Raw genomic sequence first — 18763 nt, 5'->3', positions numbered from 1 at the left:
ACCCTTACGGTTGGTTTTTTTATATCTGCAATTAATTCGATAAACAGACCGTGACACATCACAGCCTGTTTATTTTCTGTTATCAGAACGTCCAGACCACACCCGCCTGAGTATTCCACGGCGATTCTACCCCTGCGCCATTGCCATAGCTGACTGACAAATGACCGCTTAACGTCGGGGTAAACGATGACCTTATCCCAGCCTGATAAACGCCACTGGTTCCAGCCACATCATTATTAAATTTGCCATCGTCATTAACTTTCACCTGGTTAGAATCGGCGTATTCCTGACGCACGGCGGCTTTCAGCCAGGGTTCCAGCGTCGTACCGTTTTGCAGGTCCATGTGATAGCTTACCGCCGTTCCCGCTTCAGCGCGTAATATCCGGGTATTTCCCACATCCGCGCGCATGCCGTTTGATAACGTGTAGTCCTGACCATCTGTGGTAAAGCCGGTAAAGGCCAGATAGGGTCTAACACTCCACAATCCGTCAACCCAACGGAACCCGCTCTCAACATGAGCACCCGCGCCGTTACTATTGTAATCGCCAAACGCTGTTGCCCCATTACTCATCTTGCCATGGATGGTGTTGGCAAAACGGTCAACTTTCACCACCCCATCAACATAGGCACCGTTCTGATGCTCCCAACCGGCATAAGCCCCCAGGGTATAGCTATCGATATTACCTTTTCCGCCGCGATCAAAACCAATATCAGAATGAGAGTAACCAAAGAACAAGCCGCGAATTGTACTGCTTTCTTCACGGGAGAAACGGCTATCGATACCGAGCGTCAGGCCCGTCAATGTTTGCTCAAAACCAGCTCCCGCATCAGTGGTCACGTTGTTGCGGGTGTTAATTGCCGAACTCCACATCACCGTATCGTAACTAACGCCTTTTACGCTACCAAGACGCTCACGCATGGTGTCCAGTTCTGCATCAAATACCAGCGGTTGTGCGACTGCCATGTTCAGCACATCAGTGGTTGAAGAGGTAATTTGCGCGCGATTCTCTGCGAGGCTCCAGCTATGGTTGCCATTATCCAGCAAGGTATATTCATACGTACCGATATCAACAACGCCTCCGGCATTGCCCAACGTAAATGCAGCATCACCGCCGCCCGTTGTTACCAGTGTAAGGCTATCTCCTGCTGCCGGGCTGGCACCGGTGTCCGTCACGAATATTTTGAAATCACCTGTTGCCTGACCGGTGACGTTGAGCTGATCGCTCTGATGATTGGCCATATCGGTACGCATATAAAAATTGCCGTTTCCCGACAGGGTATTGGTGGTCAACGTAATGAAATTTTCCGCACTTGCCGTCACAGATGAACGAGTCACTGGCTCAGCCATCATAATCACATTTGCGCCGGACATCGCAAGGTTGGCTAAGTTGAGGCGAGTGTTTTGGTTCGTCGTAGTGATATCGGCAATGATGGTCCATGCGCTATTTTCGAGCGAAACGTCCGCTTTGCTGGTATCCACGGCACCATGCGTTCTAAAAGAAGCGCCCTCAGAAACCACTACCTTACCCACCAACATAGCGGGTGCATAATTTATTTGCGGCTTCATGACCTCAAGAATGCCATCATTCCCTCTGACTGACACGTTAACCATTGTGCCAGCCCAGACATTAGCGCGGCCATTGTTGATTACCATATTTTCAGAGATGGCTTTTGAGGAATACGTGATACTTCCATTCTGGTCTGATCGACCGAGATCATATACCGCATTTGCCTGCACTTTCGTACCAGTATCCTTTCCCAGCGATTGCATAGTGGCATGCTCATCAAGGATAGTGTCAATGGCCTGCGTGTCCTCCATAACAATGAGCCCGGAACCATCATCCAGTTCATAATTTTTTGACACACCATCCTTTATACTAAATTGGCCTTTACTGTTTGTACCACTCACTTCCAGCGCATTCGTTGAGACAATTAATTTCCCGCCTGCTTTTTTATCAACGCCAGTTGCAGTCCCGCCATCCATAACCTCCAGTAAGCCGCCACTATCCACAGTAGTATTATAAGCGAAGTCATTTTCTTCAACTCGCAAACTTCCACCGTTTTCCAACAACATATTATTAGCAATACCATTCTTGATATCGAACTGACCGAGACGGTTTGTTCCGAATACCTCCATGGCCCGCGTGGTTGTTTTAATAGCACCGCCTGCTTTCTGATCTACCGCAAGCGCAAATCCCCCCTCTTTAACCTCCAGTAGTCCTCCCTTTTCGATAGCGGCAAAAACGGTCCCCCCATCTTTTTCAACGATTAAGCGCCCGCCTTTAATCGTGGTATCATTCGCTGGGCCATAAACCTGTAGCACACCATTATTGAGGGTAGTCTGGTTTGCCGCGCCACCCATTTGAACAATTTGATAACCATCATTTAATACTGAGTATTCTGCGGTACCATTCATTTCAATGTATTGATACCCTCCGTTAATTTCAGTATTACTACTTACACCAAATTCTTTTATATGCTGTTCTCCGCCAGGATTGATTTTCGTATTATTGGCGGTCCCATAAACCAGCTGGATATCTTTTTCCAGGATAACACCATCAACTGTCTCACCATACTCAACTGTTGATGCCAATGCTATGGGTGAATATAACGCTGTAGCCACCAGAACAGATATTGCGGAACGACAAAGAGAAACAGAACCAGATTGATGCATTGAGCTTTCATCCTATGAAATTAATTGCAGTTAAAAGCATTGGGTACAGAAAATACCCATAGCTCCATACCCGGAGTCAGTTTTTAAAAACTGTTTAAAGAAATGCACAAGTATTGTGATTGATTTTTTAGTTGTTTTTCTTGATGAGAAGCTGATGCAAAATTCCGTCTTTATAATGAAAATGATGCCAAAGCGAACGACAAGGTTGTAGTTTTCACTACATGTCCATACATAAAATGGGGTAACATTCACGCGCCTGGTAGCGTTACCAACGCTACGCTCAAACATAATGATTCTAATAAAACCTCAGGAGACTACTATGCCTGAAGCAACGCCTTTTCAGGTGATGATTGTGGATGATCATCCACTTATGCGACGCGGTGTTCGTCAGTTACTGGAGCTTGATCCTGGCTTTGAAGTGGTCGCCGAAGCGGGCGACGGCGCGAGCGCGATCGATCTGGCGAATAGACTGGATATCGACGTGATCTTGCTGGATCTCAATATGAAAGGTATGAGTGGCCTGGATACCCTCAATGCCTTGCGCAGGGATGGCGTTACCGCGCAAATTATTATCCTGACCGTATCCGATGCCTCCAGCGATGTCTTTGCGCTGATAGACGCAGGCGCAGACGGTTATCTGTTGAAAGACAGCGACCCGGAAGTATTGCTGGAAGCGATTCGTACCGGAGCGAAAGGCAGCAAAGTCTTTAGCGAACGCGTCAATCAGTACTTACGTGAACGTGAAATGTTTGGCGCGGAAGAAGATCCCTTCAGCGTGCTGACGGAGCGCGAGCTGGATGTTCTGCACGAGCTGGCACAGGGGCTGTCAAATAAACAGATTGCATCGGTGTTGAATATTTCCGAGCAGACAGTAAAAGTACATATTCGCAATCTGCTGCGTAAACTCAATGTCCGCTCACGCGTGGCGGCCACCATTCTGTTCCTGCAACAACGCGGGGCACAATAAAAATAGCCCGATGGATTTATCATCGGGCTGAGATTTATGACAAACGCAAAACTGCCTGATGCGCTACGCTTATCAGGCCTACGTGGATCGATCAATTTATTGAATTTACACAATTTTGTAGGCCGGATAAGGCGTTCACGCCGCATCCGGCATAAACTAAGCGCACTTTGTCATCAGTCTAGCCCGATGGCATCACCATCGGGCCTCTTTTTATTTACTCTCCTGCGGCGACAAATGTTGCATCGCCTGCGCGATACTACGTTCAATCACCGCACGGCGAGTATCGTTGGCAGGTAAGAGTTTCAACATCATCTCCCACGCGGCAACGGCTTCGCCAAATCGCTGCTGCTCAAAGGCATTAAACGCATACATGCTTAGCACACGGATATTGCTATGGTCCGTTCTCACCAGCTGACGTAGCAGTTCACCGCCGAGGCGGTTGTCGTTGGGATCAGATGAACGAGTCAACGCTTCAGCGTATCCCAGTGCGGCATCGCTGTTCTTCGGATCGAGGCGATACGCAGTAGCGTATGCATCGGTGGCGATACTGGCGTTACCCAGCGCCATGCCAACGCGGCCCAACATAATCCAGCCTTCTATATCTCCCGGATTTTTTTGCAGTTGAGTACGCATCCCCAGCGCAAGGCGCGACATCTCTTCTTCGTTGAGCGGATCGGCTTTCGGGTCCAGCGCCCTGTCCAGCAACGCCGGAGCCTGTGCCGTGGCCTGCTGCCAGATTTTCACCTGCTGATAATTGCCAGTCTGGTAGTAGCTGACGCCAGCCACAATTAACGCCACCACAATACCCGGCAGATAAACAACATATCCGGCACGCTTACCTTCCGGCACGCTTTGTTCAGGAAACGCTTCCGGCACCACGCGTACCCGACGCCGCGAGCGGGCGTATATGACCCAACCGCCAATACCAATAGCCACTACTGGCAGCACCCACAGCAGCACGGTCAGCGGCGTTAACGGCGGATCGTAAGTGACGAAGTTGCCGTAACGCGCCACCATATAATCGACAATCTCTTTTTTACTTTTACCTTCCTGCATCAGTTCATACACTTTCTGACGCAGGTCGGTGGCAATCATCGAGTTGGAATCGGCAATGCTGTTGTTCTGGCATTTCGGGCAGCGCAGTTCTTCAGTGAGCTGACGGAACTGTTGTTCCTGTGCTTCATCTTTAAACTGCAACACGTCGATGGTCGCCAGCGCTGAGCCGGAGATCATCAGCATCAGCACGCCCAATAAAAACCTCATTGTGCGGCCTCCTTACTGTATTTCTCCCACAGCGGCTTGATCTCTTCTTCCCAGACGCGAGGATTGAGATCGCCCGCATGGCGATAGCGAATGATACCGTTGCCGTCAATAAGGAAGGTTTCTGGCGCGCCATAGACACCGAGATCCAGCCCTAACATGCCGTCGCCATCAAACAGGCTTAGCGCGTAAGGATTGCCCAGCTCTTTCAGCCAGCTGATTGCCTTCTGGCGATCGTCTTTATAGTTCATGCCGACCACGCGAATGCCCTGCGCTGAAAGCTGATTCAGATATTGATGTTCCGCACGGCAGGTCGGACACCAAGTCGCCCAGACGTTAAGCAGTACTGGTTTGCCCTGAGTCAGCACATCCGCCTGATAAAACTGCCCCGGATTGTCCAGTGATTCGAGACGAAACTTCGGCACAGGCTTGCCAATGAGCGCCGATTCCAGATTGGTCGGATCATCCCCTTCGGCATTACGCGCCAGCTGCCACAGCAGCGCCGCGGCAATCGCCAGGAAGATAATCAACGGAATTAACAATACTTTGCGCTTCATACGGCCTCCGGCGCAGTTTTTTGCGGACTCACGCGCTTACGATAGCGAGGATCAAACAGACACAGCAGTCCGCCCAACGCCATCATCAGCCCGCCCGCCCAAATCCAGCGAACAAATGGTTTGTAGTAAAGACGCACGGCCCACGCGCCGTTTTCCAGTTCTTCACCGAGCGCGGCGTACAGGTCACGCGTGATGCCGCCGTCAATTGCCGCTTCGGTCATCATCGACCCGGCAGTGTTGTAATAACGTTTTTCCGCATACAGCACCGTTTCCGGTTTACCCTCTCGCGTTACGCCAATAGTCGCCACACCGCCGCGCCAGTTCGGGCCAGTCACCTCTTTGACATCACGGAAGGTGAAGCGATATTCATGAATATCGACGCTATCGCCGGACTTCATGCGCACATCACGCTCAACGCTATAATTCTGGCTAAAGGCAATGCCAACAATTGTCACTGCCAGCCCCAGGTGAGCCGCCACCATCCCCCAATAACTGAAGGTGGTTTTCGTGCCGCGTGAAATACGCAGCGCAGCTTCCGCAGTTGCCAGCACCGCAATCCAGCAGGCCATTGCCAGGCCGAGCACCGTCATCGCCACAACTTTGCTTTCGAACAGCCACGGCAACAGCAGAGACAGCACCAGCGTAGAGATGAAGGCGATAATCAATAAATTGCGGATTTTACGTGGGCGATCGCGCCCCCAGCGCACCAGAGGACCGACACCAAGCAGTAGCGCAAACGGCACCATCAGCCAGGTAAACATGGTGTTGAAGAACGGTTCGCCAATCGAAATACTGCCCAGTCCAAGTTGCTTGTGCACCAGCGGCAGCAGCGTCCCCAGCAACACCACCAGCATCGCGGCGACCAGCAAAACGTTGTTCGCTAACAGCAAAGATTCCCGCGACCACAGCGCATTGTTTACGCGTGAGCGAACTTTGTGTCCACGCGCGGCAAACAGCAGCAGCGAACCGCCAATCACCAGCACCATAAAGGCGAAGATAAACATACCGCGCGCCGGATCAGACGCAAACGCGTGTACCGATACCAGCACGCCGGAACGCACGAGGAAAGTCCCCAACAGACACAACGAGAAGGCACTGATTGCCAGCAGTAATGTCCACGCTTTGAAGCTGGCGCGTTGTTCAGTGACCGCCAGTGAGTGCATCAGTGCAGTCCCCACCAGCCACGGCATAAACGAGGCGTTTTCTACCGGATCCCAGAACCACCAGCCACCCCAGCCGAGTTCGTAATAGGCCCATGCGGAACCGAGCACAATGCCGAGCGTCAGGAAAATCCACGCCGCCAGCGTCCACGGGCGAGTAAAACGCGCATAAGTGCTGTCCAGACGCCCGCTCAGCAAAGAAGCAATGGCAAAAGCAAACGCCACCGAGAAACCCACGTACCCCATATAAAGCAGAGGCGGATGGAAGATCAGCCCCGGATCCTGTAACAGCGGGTTAAGATCGCGCCCTTCAATCGGGAAGTTCGGCAGCGTGCGTGAGAACGGGTTAGAGGTAAAGAGAATGAACAGCAAAAAGCCGACGCTGACCATCCCCATTATCGCCAGTACACGGGCCACAATATCCAGCGGAATACGCTGACTAAAAATCGCCACCGCAAAGGTCCAGCCGCTCATCAGCAGCACCCACAGCAGAAGCGAACCTTCATGCGCGCCCCAGGTAGCCGCCACGCGATACCACACCGGAAGCTGGGTATTGGAGTTGCTGGCAACATAGGTGATGGTAAAGTCGTTGACCACGAAAGCATTGACCAGCACCAGAAATGCGCCAGCCACAGACATAAACAGCAGCCAGGCAAACAAGCGGGAAGACGCCATCATGCGCGCATCTCCGCGCGCCACGCCCCATAGCGGATACACGGACAGCAGCAGCGCAATCCCTAACGCCAAGCACAGCAGCCCGTTTCCAATTTCCGGCATCATGATGCTGGGTCCTTATAAACACTCGCCGGGCGACGGTGGTTAGCTTCCATCGCTTTCTCAACTTCTGGCGGCGTGTAGTTTTCGTCGTGTTTCGCCAGCACTTCTTTCGCGAGGATATGATTGCCTTTTTCCAGCTCGCCCTGCACCACAACGCCCTGCCCTTCACGGAACAGATCCGGCAAAATGCCTTCGTAAGAGACATCCACTGAGCCTTCAGCATCGTAAATGGTGAAGGTCACTTTCAGCGAATTGGGATCGCGCTGCACGCTACCCGGCATCACCATCCCGCCAACGCGCAGACGCTGACCGACTTCCGGCATCTGCTGAGTTTCACGCTTGCCGTAGAGAATTTCCCCCGGCGTATAAAAGAGATCGATATTCGAGCGCAGCGCATATAGCACCAGACCGATAGTCAGCGCCAGCCCTGCCAACACTGCACAGGCAATCCACAAGCGGTTTTTACGGCGAATATTCATGCAGCCTCCTGCTGTTGCGCAGCACGTAAACGCGCCTCACGCGCCCGCTGTTGCGCCACACCACGCAGAATTGCGCGATGTTGCATCACCGAGTGCACGACCAAAACCACCAGCGGAATAACGGTCATCACCACCGCCAGCCAGACAAAAAAGGCGTAACCGCCCATTGCGAAAAATTCATTCCAGGAAGCAAATGCAGGGGTCATTTACGGCCTCTTTTCAGTATCAGTTCACTCACCCACGGACGGCGTTTTTCCATCAGCAAAATCAAATTACGCATCCGCATCAGCGTCAGCGTGGCAGACAGGAGCAGGAAGCCAAAAATCGACCAGCGCAGCGGCGAACGCATCGCCGGATCGATACTTTGCTGCATCCGCGTTGATCCCTGATGCAGGGTGTTCCACCACTCCACGGAGTAATGAATAATCGGCAGATTCACCACGCCAATCAGCACCAGGATACCTGCCGCACGGCCCGCCAGACGGCGGTCGTCGAAGGCGTGCCACAGGGCAATCACACCCACATACAAAAACAGCAGCACCAGTTCAGAAGTCAGACGTGCATCCCATACCCACCAGGTGCCCCACATCGGTTTTCCCCATGCAGAGCCGGTAACCAGGGCAATAAAGGTAAACACGGCACCAATGGGGGCCATCGCCGCCACCGCCAGGTTGGCCATTTTCATCTGCCAGACAAGGCCAATAAACGCCGCCACCGCCATTGATGCATAAATGCCCATCGACCAGATCGCCGCAGGCACATGCAGGTAGATAATGCGGTAGCTATTTCCCTGCTGATAATCAGCCGGAGCAAAGCCGAATCCCCAGATCCAGCCGACGGTAAGCACGACCACACTGGCAATTGCCAGCCACGGTATAAACCAGCCACAGATTTGATACAGCCGTGGTGGGATCGCCAGTTGATGCAGTGTTTTCCACATAGTTTCGATACCAGACTCGAACAAAAATCAGTAATCCAGCGTTATTGAATGCTGATTCGTAACGCTGCCGCCGTCGCAAAAGGACTTAATGTCGCGGTGCCTGCCAGCAACGCGCCTAAAATTGCCAGATACCCATCAACGGGCAAATGCATAGAAGCCGCGTCCATCGCGGCGGTGGCAAAGATGAGTAATGGGATAGTCAGCGGTAACACCAGTATGCTGAGCAGCACACCACCGCGCTTAAGTCCCACTGTCAGCGCCACGCCCGGTGCACCGAGAAAGCCAAGCGTAGGCGTTCCCAGCAGCAGCGTCAGCGCCATCACTTGCCAGCCATAAACATCCATTCCCAGTAGCATTGCTACCAGTGGCGAAAGGATGAGTAACGGCAGACCGGTTACCATCCAGTGCGCCATCACCTTCGCCAGCACAACGGCGGGCAAGGGTAACGGCAACAACATCAATTGTTCAAGACTGCCGTCCTGCAAATCGTCACGGAACAGTCGTTCCAGCGCCAGCAAGGATGAAAGCAGCGCAGCAACCCAGATAATGCCCGGTGCAATACGCGCCAGCAGTTGCGGCTCCGGACCGATACTGAGCGGAAAAAGGGTAATTACAATCAGGAAGAACCACAGCGGGTTGGCGATTTCGGCGCTATGGCGAAACGCTACGCGCAGTTCAAGACGGAAAATACGCCAGAACATCATGCGGCCCTCGTTTGCGTCAGTGAAATGCGGCGAATTTTACTTTCAGCAACGTTGAGCGGCTGGTGGGTAGTCAGAATCACAATCCCCCCCTGCTCCGTATGCTGCGCCATACGCTGGGTCAGACGATCGACGCCGTTAACGTCAATCGCGGTAAAAGGCTCGTCGAGGATCCATAATGTGGCACGGGTCAACCACAGACGCGCTAAAGCGACGCGGCGTTGTTGCCCGGCAGAAAGTTGATTTACCGGAATATCTTCGAATCCGGCAAGCCCGGCCTGCGCCAAGGCTTCCAGACATTGTGCGGCATCGCCATCGCGATGATAAAAGTGCAGATTTTCTAACGCCGTCAGCCGGGTTTTGATCCCCGGCTGATGGCCTATCCATAACAGGTTTTGATGGTAGCTGTCGCGTACCTGATGCAAGGGCTGCCCTTGCCAGAGAACCTCGCCAGCGTCAGGGCGAGACAACCCCGTCAGCAAACGGAGAAGCGTTGTCTTCCCCGCGCCGTTGCTACCGGTGATTTGTACCCACTCTCCTGCGTTCAGCGTAAATGACAAGCCACTAAATAAGGTTCGTTCATCCCGCTCACAAAGTAACTCTCTGGCTTCAAGCATACCCACGCAATAACCCTGTTAAAAACCTGGCTCGACTTCACGCATATCGGGCAGCTTGTGCGCGATCCCTTTATGGCAATCAATACAGGTTTGCCCATCTTTCACCGCCTGGTCATGCATCTTCGCGGCAACCGATTTCTGGGCGGTTGTATCCATATACTCGAAGTTGTGACAGTTACGGCACTCCTGCGAGTTATTGTCCTTCATGCGCCGCCACTCATTCTGTGCCATCGTCAGACGATGAGCTTCAAATTTCTGCGGCGTGTCAATAACGCCAAAAATTTTACCATACAGCTCTTTACTTGCTTTGAGCTTGCGTATCATCTTCGGCACAAACTCGTGCGGAACGTGACAATCCGGACAGGTCGCACGGACGCCGCTACGGTTGTTGTAGTGCACAGAATCCATGTATTCCTGATACACCGTGTTGCGCATTTCGTGGCAGCTAATGCAGAACTCTTCGGTATTGGCTTTTTCCATCCCGGTGTTAAAGCCCCCCCAGAAGACGATGCCGCCAACAAAACCGATCAACAGCAGCGTCCCCAGCGCCAGATGGCTGGGGGTACGCCACCATTTCCACAGGCGCTTAATCAGACCAGGCTTACGGTCAGAATTTCCCATAATAACCTCTTATTTCCCGTAACCTTTTGATGGGGTAAAGGTATTCCCCACGATTGGCGCGGTATCGGCCTGCGGTACGTGACATTGCAGACAGAAATAACGACGCGGAGCCACTTCCGCGCCCACTTTGCCGTCGCTGTCCATAAAGTGAGTAGGACTGATACGCGGCGCGCCAGTGGTGCGATAGCTTTCGACACCGTGGCACTGCAAGCAGCGATTGGTATTGGTCGTTACCTGATAACCTTCAACGCTATGCGGGATCATTGGCGGCTGATTCACATAGTTCAGCGGCATCCGATCCTGCTCTTTTGGCATCCGAATGGCCCCTTCCTGCGTCCCGGATACTTCCGGCGACTGGCTAAAATCGACGCCATTAGCCGCCCAAACCGCGCCGCTTACCACCAGGGCCAGCATCGCCGTCCATTGACACAGCGCTTTCTTCAGGTCATGGCTTTTCATGATTTCGCTCCCGAACTCCATCGTGTAGTTATTGTAAATACATCCTCAGAACAGACATCCACGCAGCGACCGCACGTCATGCAATCGCGGCAGGTGACCTGCACCGGGCTTTGTTCATCCAGCACCGGGGCACGTAGCACATGCGGTTCCGGGCAAACATGAAAACAATCCATACAACGGTTACATTTCTGCCGATCGCTGGCCGCAACGGTAATCACACCTTTGCTACCCAGCACGCCATACAGCGCGCCAACCGGACAAATGTGCCCGCACCAGCCGTGTTCAACGACCAGTAGATCAAATAAAAACAGCGCGAGAATAAGCAGCACGCCGCTGCCGAAGCCCATTACCAGGCTACGCCCCATCAGAGAAACGGGGTTGATCCATTCCCAAATGAGCGTGCCAGTTAAGGCTGATCCCACCAGAATGACCACCAACAGCACGTAGCGAATGTGGCGAGGGATCGTCGCAGACTGATTGAGGTCAAAGCGCCTGCGTAACCAGTTCGCTAAGTCGGTAATCGGGTTCAGCGGGCAGACCCAGCTGCAAAATAATCGCTTTCCCGCCAGGGCGTAGAGCACGGTGATAATCACCGCACCGGTCAACGCCACCGTGGCAGGCAGATGACCACTGGCAAGACTTTGCAGCGTCATCAGCGGATCGGTCAGCGGAACGGTGTCGAATAACAGGCTACTGCTGTAGTTGCCGTGCAAGATCCACACACCAAACCATGGACCGCTCAAAAACATCCCCAGCACGAAGAACTGACAAAGGCGACGTAACACCAGCCAACGGTGACTGCGCCACCAGCCTTTTTTCTCCAGCGCCTCGCGCCCGGCGTCACGTTTACGATTTGCCATTGTTCCCCTCCAGCCAGCCGAAGCGGTAATGGTGACCTAACTCCCCTTTCGCCAGTGACAGCGGTAACACCTTGATTGCCGGTTGTTCCAGCACGCATACTTTTTCGCACTTACCGCAACCGGTACAGGTGTCGCTGTGAACCGTCGGCAGAAAGCGGGCGTGCTTACCGGTACGCGTGTTGCGCTCCAGCTCCAAGGTGATGGCCTCATCAATTTTCGGGCATTCGCGATAACAAACATCGCAGCGCAGCCCCTGAAAGTTGAGACAGTTTTCCTGGTCCACCAGTACCGCCAGCCCCATCCGCGCGTCGTCGATCGATTCAATCTCACGATCCAGCGCACCGCTTGGGCACACTTTGGCGCACGGAATGTCCTCACACATTTCGCAAGGAATATCCCGTGCGACAAAATATGGCGTGCCCGCCGACAGACCAGAGGCCAGCGTCGCCAGTTTTAAGGTGTCGTAAGGGCAAGCCTGAACACACTGACCGCAACGCACACAGGCACTGGCAAAGGCGTTCTCGTTTATGGCTCCGGGCGGGCGCAACCGCACGCCAGATGCGCGTGCGGTTTGCTGTTGTAACCCCAGCGCCACACCCACGGCAGCCAGCCCGCCTGCTGTGCGAACGACATCGCGCAGAAAGCGGCGGCGACCATTTTGAGGTTTCGCTGACCGGGACATAATGGCTTACACCTTCTCCAGTTTGACCGCGCACTTCTTGAAGTCCGTCTCTTTCGAGAGCGGATCGGTCGCATCCAGCGTCAGTTTGTTAACCAGCTGTGCGGCGTCGAAGAACGGCATGTACACCAGGCCCTGTGGCGGACGGTTACGACCGCGCGTTTCAACAATCGAGATCACTTCGCCACGGCGAGAAACCACTTTCACTTTGTCGCCACGGCGCAGATCGCGCGCTTTCGCATCCAGCGGGTGAATAAACAAGACCGCTTCCGGGAAGGCGCGGTGCAGTTCCGGCACACGGCGAGTCATACTGCCGGTGTGCCAGTGCTCCAGAACGCGTCCGGTAGAGAGCCACAGGTCGTACTCTTCATCCGGTGCTTCCGCCGCCGGTTCGAACGGCAGTGCGAAGATCACCGCTTTGCCATCCGGTTTACCGTAGAACTTATAGCCTTCGCCCGCTTTCACGTACGGGTCGTTACCTTCGCTGTAACGCCACTGTGTTTCTTTACCATTCACCACCGGCCAGCGCAGACCGCGCGCTTTGTGGTAGTCATCGAACGGTGCCAGATCGTGACCGTGACCGCGACCAAACCATGCGTACTCTTCGAACAGCCCTTTTTGCAGATAGAAGCCCAGCTCGCGGGATTCATCGTTCAGCTGATCTTCCGCCAGTTCGGATACCGGGAATTTGCTCACTTCGGGGGTGGCATACAGAACTTCGTACAGCGTTTTGCCACGCAGTTCCGGTTTCTTCGCCAGCAGCTCTTCCGGCCATACTTCTTCAGTTTTGAAGCGGCGGGAGAACTGGACTAACTGCCAGAGATCCGATTTCGCTTCGCCTGGCGCCTGTACCTGCTGACGCCAGAACTGAGTACGGCGTTCGGCGTTACCGTAAGCGCCCTCTTTCTCTACCCACATTGCGGTCGGCAGGATCAAGTCGGCGGCCAGCGCACTGACTGTCGGATACGGATCGGAGACGATGATGAAGTTGCGCGGATCGCGCCAGCCCGGCATACGCTCTTCATTGATGTTCGGCCCGGCCTGCATGTTGTTGGTACACATGGTCCAGTAAACATTCAGCTTGCCGTCTTTCAGCGCACGGTCTTGTGCCACCGCATGAAGACCGATTTTCGCCGGAATGGTGCCGCTCGGGATATTCCACTTCTTCTCACAGATATCACGATGTTTCTCGTTAGTTACCACCATGTCCGCAGGCAGACGGTGAGCAAAGGTGCCCACTTCACGCGCAGTACCACACGCAGAAGGTTGCCCGGTCAGGGAGAACGGACCGCAACCCGGCTGGGAAATTTTGCCGGTCAGCAGGTGCAGGTTGTAGACCAGGTTGTTGGCCCACACACCACGGGTATGCTGGTTGAAGCCCATCGTCCAGTAGGAGATGACTTTCTTGTTCGGATCGGCATACAGCTGCGCCAGTTGTTCTAACTGGTCTTTCGGCACGCCGGTCATTTCAGCGGTTTTTTCCAGCGTATACTCAGCAACGAAGGCTTTGTAATCTTCAAAGCTCATCGGTTCGGAGGCGTCAGAACCCGGATTCTTCGCTGCTTTTTCCAGCGGATGGGTCGGACGTAAACCGTAGCCGATGTCCGTCGCCCCTTTGCGCAGGTTAACGTGCTTGCTGAAGAAGTCCTGATTTATCGCATTGTTTTGAATGATATAGTTGGCGATGTAGTTCAGGATCACCAGGTCAGATTGCGGCGTAAAGATGATGCCGTTATCCGCCAGCTCGAAGCTACGATGCTGGTAGGTAGAAAGCACCGCCACGGTGACGTTCTGGTTAGAGAGACGACGGTTAGTGATGCGTGACCAGAGGATCGGGTGCATCTCCGCCATGTTAGCGCCCCACAGCACAAACGCGTCAGCCTGCTCGATGTCGTCATAGCAGCCCATCGGCTCATCCATACCAAAGGTACGCATAAAGCCAACTACTGCCGACGCCATACAGTGACGTGCGTTCGGGTCGATGTTGTTCGAACGGAAGCCCGCTTTGAACAGCTTGGACGCGGCATAACCTTCCCAGATAGTCCACTGACCAGAACCGAACATACCGATCGATTCCGGCCCTTTTTCTTTCAGGGCGGTTTTGAATTTCTCTTCCATCACATCGAAGGCCTGATCCCAGGTGATTGGGGTAAATTCGCCTTCTTTGTCATATTTACCGTTTTTCATACGCAGCAGCGGCTGCGTCAAACGGTCTTTACCGTACATGATCTTGGGCAGGAAATAGCCCTTAATGCAGTTCAGGCCACGGTTAACCGGTGCGTCCGGGTCGCCCTGACAGGCCACCACACGCCCCTGCTGCGTTCCGACCAGAACGCCGCAACCAGTACCGCAGAAACGGCACGGCGCTTTATCCCATTTAATGGCTTCCTGCTGACCAACAACGGCGCGGGCAACGCCCGGCACGCTGAGACCGGCAGCCGCCGCAGCGGCCGCAACGGCGTTAGCTTTCATAAAGCTACGACGACTGAGTTTCATGGTGTTTCCTCACCTTGCTCTTCCTGCTGGTGATAAACCAGCGACACCGCCAGCACGCCCTCTACGTTGCGTACTGACTCAATGGTTTGGATCAGCGTTTCGCTGTCTTCTGCTTCCACCACCACAATCAACTGACCGCTCGGCGCGTCGCTGACAGCAACTTCACAGCCGGGAAAGGCGTTCAGTTGGGTGCTGATGTCTGAAATTCGTTCGCTTTTGGCCTGCACGACCAGGCTGCAAACTTGCCAGTTAGTGTGCATGGAGATACTCCGCAGTTATGGCTGATACCGGACAGCTGGCTGCACATGCTCCACATCCGTTGCAAAGTTGGCTATTAAGTTGCGCCTGGTAGATCCCGGAGAGCGTCGGGCGAAAGATAATTGCCATTGGCTCACAGCTATCCTGACAGCGGCGGCATTCAACTGACTGATACGCCAGGCACGCGTCCCCGATGGTGAACTGCAAATCCCAGGCCCTGGTGTGGCGCGGAGAAAATAGCGATTCGGGGCAAGCCTGCGCGCAGGCGTAACAGAAGCTGCACTCGTTATTTTTGAAATTAACGCTCGGATAGCCACCCGTGCCGCGTTGCAGAATGTTGTTTTCACAAGCATTAATACAGGCGTCGCAGCGGGTGCAATGGGTCAGAAAATGAGATTCATCACCGGACCAGGGCGGACGGATACCGTTACTGGCTTTGCGCCAGCGACCAGTGAGTATGCCCCGACGGGATGCATCAATCTTCACATTGACCTTCCATCATTAACGCGCTCTGAAAATTGAGAGCGACCAAATAGACCGCATAATTAATAAGCCATTTTTATAGCCGCTAAGATATTAAAGGATGTGTCAAAGATGCATACCCCGATCGGGGTAAAACCTGTAGCAGGATCAAAAGAGTGGCGGGAAGCGTGGCAAAAACGGGCTTTTGCTCACATTTCAAATGGTTATAAATATATTTATATAGCGATTAATTCACCAGAGATATTTCTGCTGGTTTGCTCCCTCATCAGAATTTAACACTAAAAGAGCAGGTAAAATTGTCTGAATGTTCTTTAAGTTATTCATAAAGCAAATTAATAAATCTGATGAATATGTTAACCTTCAGCGACATCATCGGTGAAAACCTATAAATGAAGAAGGAAAGCAAAAAAATGAAGACCATTCTACCTGCAGTATTGTTTGCCGCTTTCGCTACCACTTCCGCCTGGGCGGCAGAAAGCGTCCAGCCACTGGAAAAAATCGCGCCTTATCCACAAGCTGAAACAGGCATGAAGCGTCAGGTGATTCAGTTAACCCCGCAAGAAGATGAATCTACCCTGAAAGTAGAACTGTTAATCGGTCAGACGCTGGAAGTCGATTGCAATTTGCATCGTCTCGGCGGGAAGCTGGAAAGCAAAACGCTGGAAGGCTGGGGCTATGATTATTATGTCTTTGATAAAGTTAGCTCGCCGGTTTCCACGATGATGGCCTGCCCGGATGGCAAGAAAGAGAAGAAATTTGTCACCGCGTATCTGGGCGATGCTGGAATGCTGCGTTACAACAGCAAGCTGCCGATCGTGGTGTATACGCCAGACAATGTAGATGTGAAATACCGCGTCTGGAAGGCGGAAGAGAAAATTGACAACGCGGAAGTTCGCTAAACTGTTGTGAAGTACGGCACCCCGTTGGTTGGATAAGGCGGTTACGCCGCATCCAACATCTAACGCCCGAGCCGGTTGCCTGATGCGACGCTGGCGCGTCTTATCAGTATACGCCACATCCGGCATACCATGCCGGATGTGGCACATCATTACAACGCAATATCCGCCACTTCTTTTTGAACGGGTTGCGGTTTCAACTGCGGTTTCGGCGTACTATCTGCTGCTTGCGGTTTGTCGTATTTCAGCCCCAGCACTTCGCTGGTGTACTGCAACTCGCGTTCTGTTGCCGCTACATCACCGTTCAGCTTGCGTCCATAAGACGGAACGATCGCTTTCAACGTAGCCTGCCATTGCGGGCTGGAAACGCGATCGCCAAATACTTTTTCCAGCAGATTCAACATAATCGGCGCGGCGGTTGACGCCCCTGGCGATGCCCCCAGCAGCGCCGCAATGGTCCCTTGCTGGTCACTGACCACTTCGGTACCCAGACGCAGTACGCCACCTTTCTCGGCATCACGCTTGATAATCTGCACACGCTGCCCCGCTTGCCACAAACGCCAGTCCTCTTTTTTCGCTTGCGGATAGTACTCTTTCAACGCTTCAAAACGATCCTCTTCACTCAACATCACCTGACTCACCAGATATTTCACCAGATCGAAATTATCCAGCCCGACGTGCATCATCGGCATCACGTTAGAGGTGGTGGTGGAACTCATCAGATCCCACAATGAACCGTTTTTGAGGAATTTGGTTGAGAAGGTGGCAAATGGCCCAAACAGCACTACGCGTTTACCGTCCAGAACACGGGTATCGATATGCGGAACCGACATCGGTGGTGCGCCAACGGATGCTTTACCGTAAACTTTCGCCAGATGGCGATTAACCACGTCTGGATTTTCCGAAACAAGGAACTGTCCGCCCACCGGGAAACCGGCGTAGTCTTTCGCTTCCGGAATCCCCGATTCCTGTAACAGCTTCAGCGCCGCACCGCCCGCGCCGATAAAGACAAATTTGGCGCGGATGTTCTGTGCAGTGCCGTTTTTCAGATCGGCAACGGTAACGGTCCAGGTGTTATCGTCATTACGCTTTAGGGCGCGGACTTCGCTGCTGAGTTGCAGCGAGAAGTTAGATTTCTTCTGTAAGGAAGCAATTAACTGGCGGGTGATCTCACCATAGTTCACATCAGTGCCAATTTCTGTGCGTGTTGCCGCTACTTTCTGTTGCGGATCGCGCCCTTCCATCACTAACGGTGCCCACTCTTTGATCTGCGCGTGATCTTCAGAGTAACGCATACCGCGAAACAGCGAGCTTTGTTGCAACGCGGCGTAACGGGCGCGCAGGAAATTAACGTTATCCTCGCCCCAGACAAAGCTCATATGCGGAACGGTATTGATAAATGAACGCGGAGTACGCAGCACGCCGCGCTCGACCTGGTGCGCCCAGAACTGGCGGGAAATCTGAAATGCTTCGTTAATGGCGACTGCTTTTTCAATACTGATGCTGCCATCGGCGTTTTGCGGGGTGTAGTTCAGTTCCATCAGTGCAGAATGCCCGGTTCCGGCGTTGTTCCAGCCGTTCGAACTCTCCTGCGCGCCCCCCTCCAGGCGCTCCACCATGGTCATCGACCATTCAGGCTCCAGCTCGCGTAAATAGGTCCCCAACGTGGCGCTCATAATGCCGCCGCCAATCAACAGTACATCAGTTTCCTGCTCCTCGGACGCTTTCGCTTTTGCCGCCATCGAAACGGCATTAAGCCCCACGGCCATCGAGAAGAGCATGGCAGTCACTTTTTTCATCTTGTTAATGCCTTACTTTTAGTCGCTTTATTGCAGGTGAGATTTGTGCGGCATCAACGGTAACACTTAAGTAACAACAT

Annotated in this window: 20 protein-coding genes; 3 read left to right on the top strand and 17 right to left on the bottom strand. The window is 53.3% G+C overall.

Annotated features, from left to right (window positions below; genetic code table 11):
- Positions 1-82: 82 nt before the first annotated feature.
- Positions 83-2674, bottom strand: coding sequence for an autotransporter YejO (gene yejO / locus ACUU1M_RS07325; protein ID WP_005080104.1), 2592 nt, complete (start codon positions 2672-2674; stop codon positions 83-85).
- 319 nt (positions 2675-2993) lie between these two features.
- On the opposite strand from yejO, the gene narP reads away from it, so the two are divergent.
- Positions 2994-3641 carry a nitrate/nitrite response regulator protein NarP gene (narP, locus tag ACUU1M_RS07320; RefSeq protein WP_001547514.1) on the top strand — a complete coding sequence of 216 codons (648 nt, stop codon included), beginning with the start codon at positions 2994-2996 and terminating at the stop codon, positions 3639-3641.
- Between the two features lie 210 nt (positions 3642-3851).
- On the opposite strand, the gene ccmH is transcribed toward narP, so the two are convergent.
- From ccmH to napF, 15 genes are read right to left on the bottom strand one after another with little or no spacing between them, the layout of a single operon-like run.
- Entirely contained in the window at positions 3852-4904 is a 1053-nt protein-coding gene (gene ccmH / locus ACUU1M_RS07315; RefSeq protein WP_001211575.1) for a cytochrome c-type biogenesis thiol:disulfide oxidoreductase CcmH, read from the bottom strand.
- Positions 4901-5458 (bottom strand): thiol:disulfide interchange protein DsbE, encoded by a 558-nt coding sequence (gene dsbE, locus ACUU1M_RS07310; protein WP_000824439.1) that lies wholly within the window; start codon positions 5456-5458, stop codon positions 4901-4903. Before dsbE ends, ccmH begins: the two co-directional genes overlap by 4 nt.
- Positions 5455-7398 carry a cytochrome c-type biogenesis heme lyase CcmF gene (ccmF, locus tag ACUU1M_RS07305; protein ID WP_152028897.1) on the bottom strand — a complete coding sequence of 648 codons (1944 nt, stop codon included), beginning with the start codon at positions 7396-7398 and terminating at the stop codon, positions 5455-5457. Before ccmF ends, dsbE begins: the two co-directional genes overlap by 4 nt.
- Complete coding sequence (gene ccmE / locus ACUU1M_RS07300) at positions 7395-7874, bottom strand: cytochrome c maturation protein CcmE (protein WP_001026418.1); 480 nt, start codon at positions 7872-7874, stop codon at positions 7395-7397. The genes ccmF and ccmE overlap by 4 nt, the downstream gene beginning before the upstream one ends.
- Entirely contained in the window at positions 7871-8080 is a 210-nt protein-coding gene (ccmD, locus tag ACUU1M_RS07295; protein ID WP_000186540.1) for a heme exporter protein CcmD, read from the bottom strand. Before ccmD ends, ccmE begins: the two co-directional genes overlap by 4 nt.
- Complete coding sequence (gene ccmC / locus ACUU1M_RS07290) at positions 8077-8814, bottom strand: heme exporter protein CcmC (RefSeq protein ID WP_001295447.1); 738 nt, start codon at positions 8812-8814, stop codon at positions 8077-8079. The genes ccmD and ccmC overlap by 4 nt, the downstream gene beginning before the upstream one ends.
- Positions 8815-8855: 41 nt before the next feature.
- Complete coding sequence (gene ccmB, locus ACUU1M_RS07285; protein ID WP_000971730.1) at positions 8856-9518, bottom strand: heme exporter protein CcmB; 663 nt, start codon at positions 9516-9518, stop codon at positions 8856-8858.
- Positions 9515-10138 (bottom strand): cytochrome c biogenesis heme-transporting ATPase CcmA, encoded by a 624-nt coding sequence (gene ccmA / locus ACUU1M_RS07280; RefSeq protein ID WP_000525578.1) that lies wholly within the window; start codon positions 10136-10138, stop codon positions 9515-9517. Before ccmA ends, ccmB begins: the two co-directional genes overlap by 4 nt.
- A gap of 12 nt (positions 10139-10150) precedes the next feature.
- Positions 10151-10753 (bottom strand): cytochrome c-type protein NapC, encoded by a 603-nt coding sequence (gene napC, locus ACUU1M_RS07275; RefSeq protein ID WP_000528367.1) that lies wholly within the window; start codon positions 10751-10753, stop codon positions 10151-10153.
- A gap of 9 nt (positions 10754-10762) precedes the next feature.
- Complete coding sequence (napB, locus tag ACUU1M_RS07270; RefSeq protein ID WP_000835174.1) at positions 10763-11212, bottom strand: nitrate reductase cytochrome c-type subunit; 450 nt, start codon at positions 11210-11212, stop codon at positions 10763-10765.
- Complete coding sequence (gene napH, locus ACUU1M_RS07265; RefSeq protein WP_000013517.1) at positions 11209-12072, bottom strand: quinol dehydrogenase ferredoxin subunit NapH; 864 nt, start codon at positions 12070-12072, stop codon at positions 11209-11211. The genes napB and napH overlap by 4 nt, the downstream gene beginning before the upstream one ends.
- Positions 12059-12754 (bottom strand): ferredoxin-type protein NapG, encoded by a 696-nt coding sequence (napG, locus tag ACUU1M_RS07260; RefSeq protein ID WP_000091294.1) that lies wholly within the window; start codon positions 12752-12754, stop codon positions 12059-12061. The genes napH and napG overlap by 14 nt, the downstream gene beginning before the upstream one ends.
- Before the next feature lie 6 nt (positions 12755-12760).
- Positions 12761-15247: a periplasmic nitrate reductase subunit alpha gene (gene napA / locus ACUU1M_RS07255; RefSeq protein ID WP_000778067.1), complete on the bottom strand. Its 2487-nt coding sequence runs from the start codon at positions 15245-15247 to the stop codon at positions 12761-12763.
- Positions 15244-15507, bottom strand: coding sequence for a chaperone NapD (gene napD, locus ACUU1M_RS07250; RefSeq protein ID WP_000557378.1), 264 nt, complete (start codon positions 15505-15507; stop codon positions 15244-15246). The genes napA and napD overlap by 4 nt, the downstream gene beginning before the upstream one ends.
- A complete protein-coding gene (gene napF, locus ACUU1M_RS07245) occupies positions 15497-15991 on the bottom strand; it encodes a ferredoxin-type protein NapF (RefSeq protein WP_000686740.1) in 495 nt (164 codons plus the stop codon). Before napF ends, napD begins: the two co-directional genes overlap by 11 nt.
- A 108-nt stretch (positions 15992-16099) precedes the next feature.
- Here napF and yojO point away from each other — a divergent pair, with 108 nt between their 5' ends.
- Positions 16100-16264, top strand: a complete 165-nt coding sequence (yojO, locus tag ACUU1M_RS07240) for a protein YojO (RefSeq protein WP_001298786.1) — start codon at positions 16100-16102, stop codon at positions 16262-16264.
- A gap of 113 nt (positions 16265-16377) precedes the next feature.
- The gene (eco, locus tag ACUU1M_RS07235) at positions 16378-16887 is read left to right on the top strand and encodes a serine protease inhibitor ecotin (RefSeq protein WP_000712256.1); all 510 of its coding nucleotides are present in this window, start codon (positions 16378-16380) and stop codon (positions 16885-16887) included.
- A gap of 149 nt (positions 16888-17036) precedes the next feature.
- On the opposite strand, the gene mqo is transcribed toward eco, so the two are convergent.
- Positions 17037-18683: a malate dehydrogenase (quinone) gene (mqo, locus tag ACUU1M_RS07230; protein WP_000758041.1), complete on the bottom strand. Its 1647-nt coding sequence runs from the start codon at positions 18681-18683 to the stop codon at positions 17037-17039.
- Between the last annotated feature and the right edge of the window lie 80 nt (positions 18684-18763).

It is taken from the genome of Shigella sp. SIG6 (genome assembly GCF_053555815.1).
The sequence above is the reverse complement of the archived record's forward strand: the minus strand, read 5'-3'. Positions and strand labels throughout refer to the sequence as shown.

Bases quoted from the DNA above. Each gene is read 5' to 3' on its own strand.
- ccmF (WP_152028897.1), bottom strand. From the start codon at position 7,398: ATGATGCCGGAAATTGGAAACGGGCTGCTGTGCTTGGCGTTAGGGATT.
- ccmB (WP_000971730.1), bottom strand. From the start codon at position 9,518: ATGATGTTCTGGCGTATTTTCCGTCTTGAACTGCGCGTAGCGTTTCGC.
- yejO (WP_005080104.1), bottom strand. From the start codon at position 2,674: ATGCATCAATCTGGTTCTGTTTCTCTTTGTCGTTCCGCAATATCTGTT.
- yojO (WP_001298786.1), top strand. From the start codon at position 16,100: ATGCATACCCCGATCGGGGTAAAACCTGTAGCAGGATCAAAAGAGTGG.
- napC (WP_000528367.1), bottom strand. From the start codon at position 10,753: ATGGGAAATTCTGACCGTAAGCCTGGTCTGATTAAGCGCCTGTGGAAA.
- dsbE (WP_000824439.1), bottom strand. From the start codon at position 5,458: ATGAAGCGCAAAGTATTGTTAATTCCGTTGATTATCTTCCTGGCGATT.
- napA (WP_000778067.1), bottom strand. From the start codon at position 15,247: ATGAAACTCAGTCGTCGTAGCTTTATGAAAGCTAACGCCGTTGCGGCC.
- narP (WP_001547514.1), top strand. From the start codon at position 2,994: ATGCCTGAAGCAACGCCTTTTCAGGTGATGATTGTGGATGATCATCCA.
- napG (WP_000091294.1), bottom strand. From the start codon at position 12,754: ATGTCCCGGTCAGCGAAACCTCAAAATGGTCGCCGCCGCTTTCTGCGC.
- napD (WP_000557378.1), bottom strand. From the start codon at position 15,507: ATGCACACTAACTGGCAAGTTTGCAGCCTGGTCGTGCAGGCCAAAAGC.
- eco (WP_000712256.1), top strand. From the start codon at position 16,378: ATGAAGAAGGAAAGCAAAAAAATGAAGACCATTCTACCTGCAGTATTG.
- mqo (WP_000758041.1), bottom strand. From the start codon at position 18,683: ATGAAAAAAGTGACTGCCATGCTCTTCTCGATGGCCGTGGGGCTTAAT.
- ccmE (WP_001026418.1), bottom strand. From the start codon at position 7,874: ATGAATATTCGCCGTAAAAACCGCTTGTGGATTGCCTGTGCAGTGTTG.
- napH (WP_000013517.1), bottom strand. From the start codon at position 12,072: ATGGCAAATCGTAAACGTGACGCCGGGCGCGAGGCGCTGGAGAAAAAA.
- ccmC (WP_001295447.1), bottom strand. From the start codon at position 8,814: ATGTGGAAAACACTGCATCAACTGGCGATCCCACCACGGCTGTATCAA.
- ccmD (WP_000186540.1), bottom strand. From the start codon at position 8,080: ATGACCCCTGCATTTGCTTCCTGGAATGAATTTTTCGCAATGGGCGGT.
- ccmH (WP_001211575.1), bottom strand. From the start codon at position 4,904: ATGAGGTTTTTATTGGGCGTGCTGATGCTGATGATCTCCGGCTCAGCG.
- napB (WP_000835174.1), bottom strand. From the start codon at position 11,212: ATGAAAAGCCATGACCTGAAGAAAGCGCTGTGTCAATGGACGGCGATG.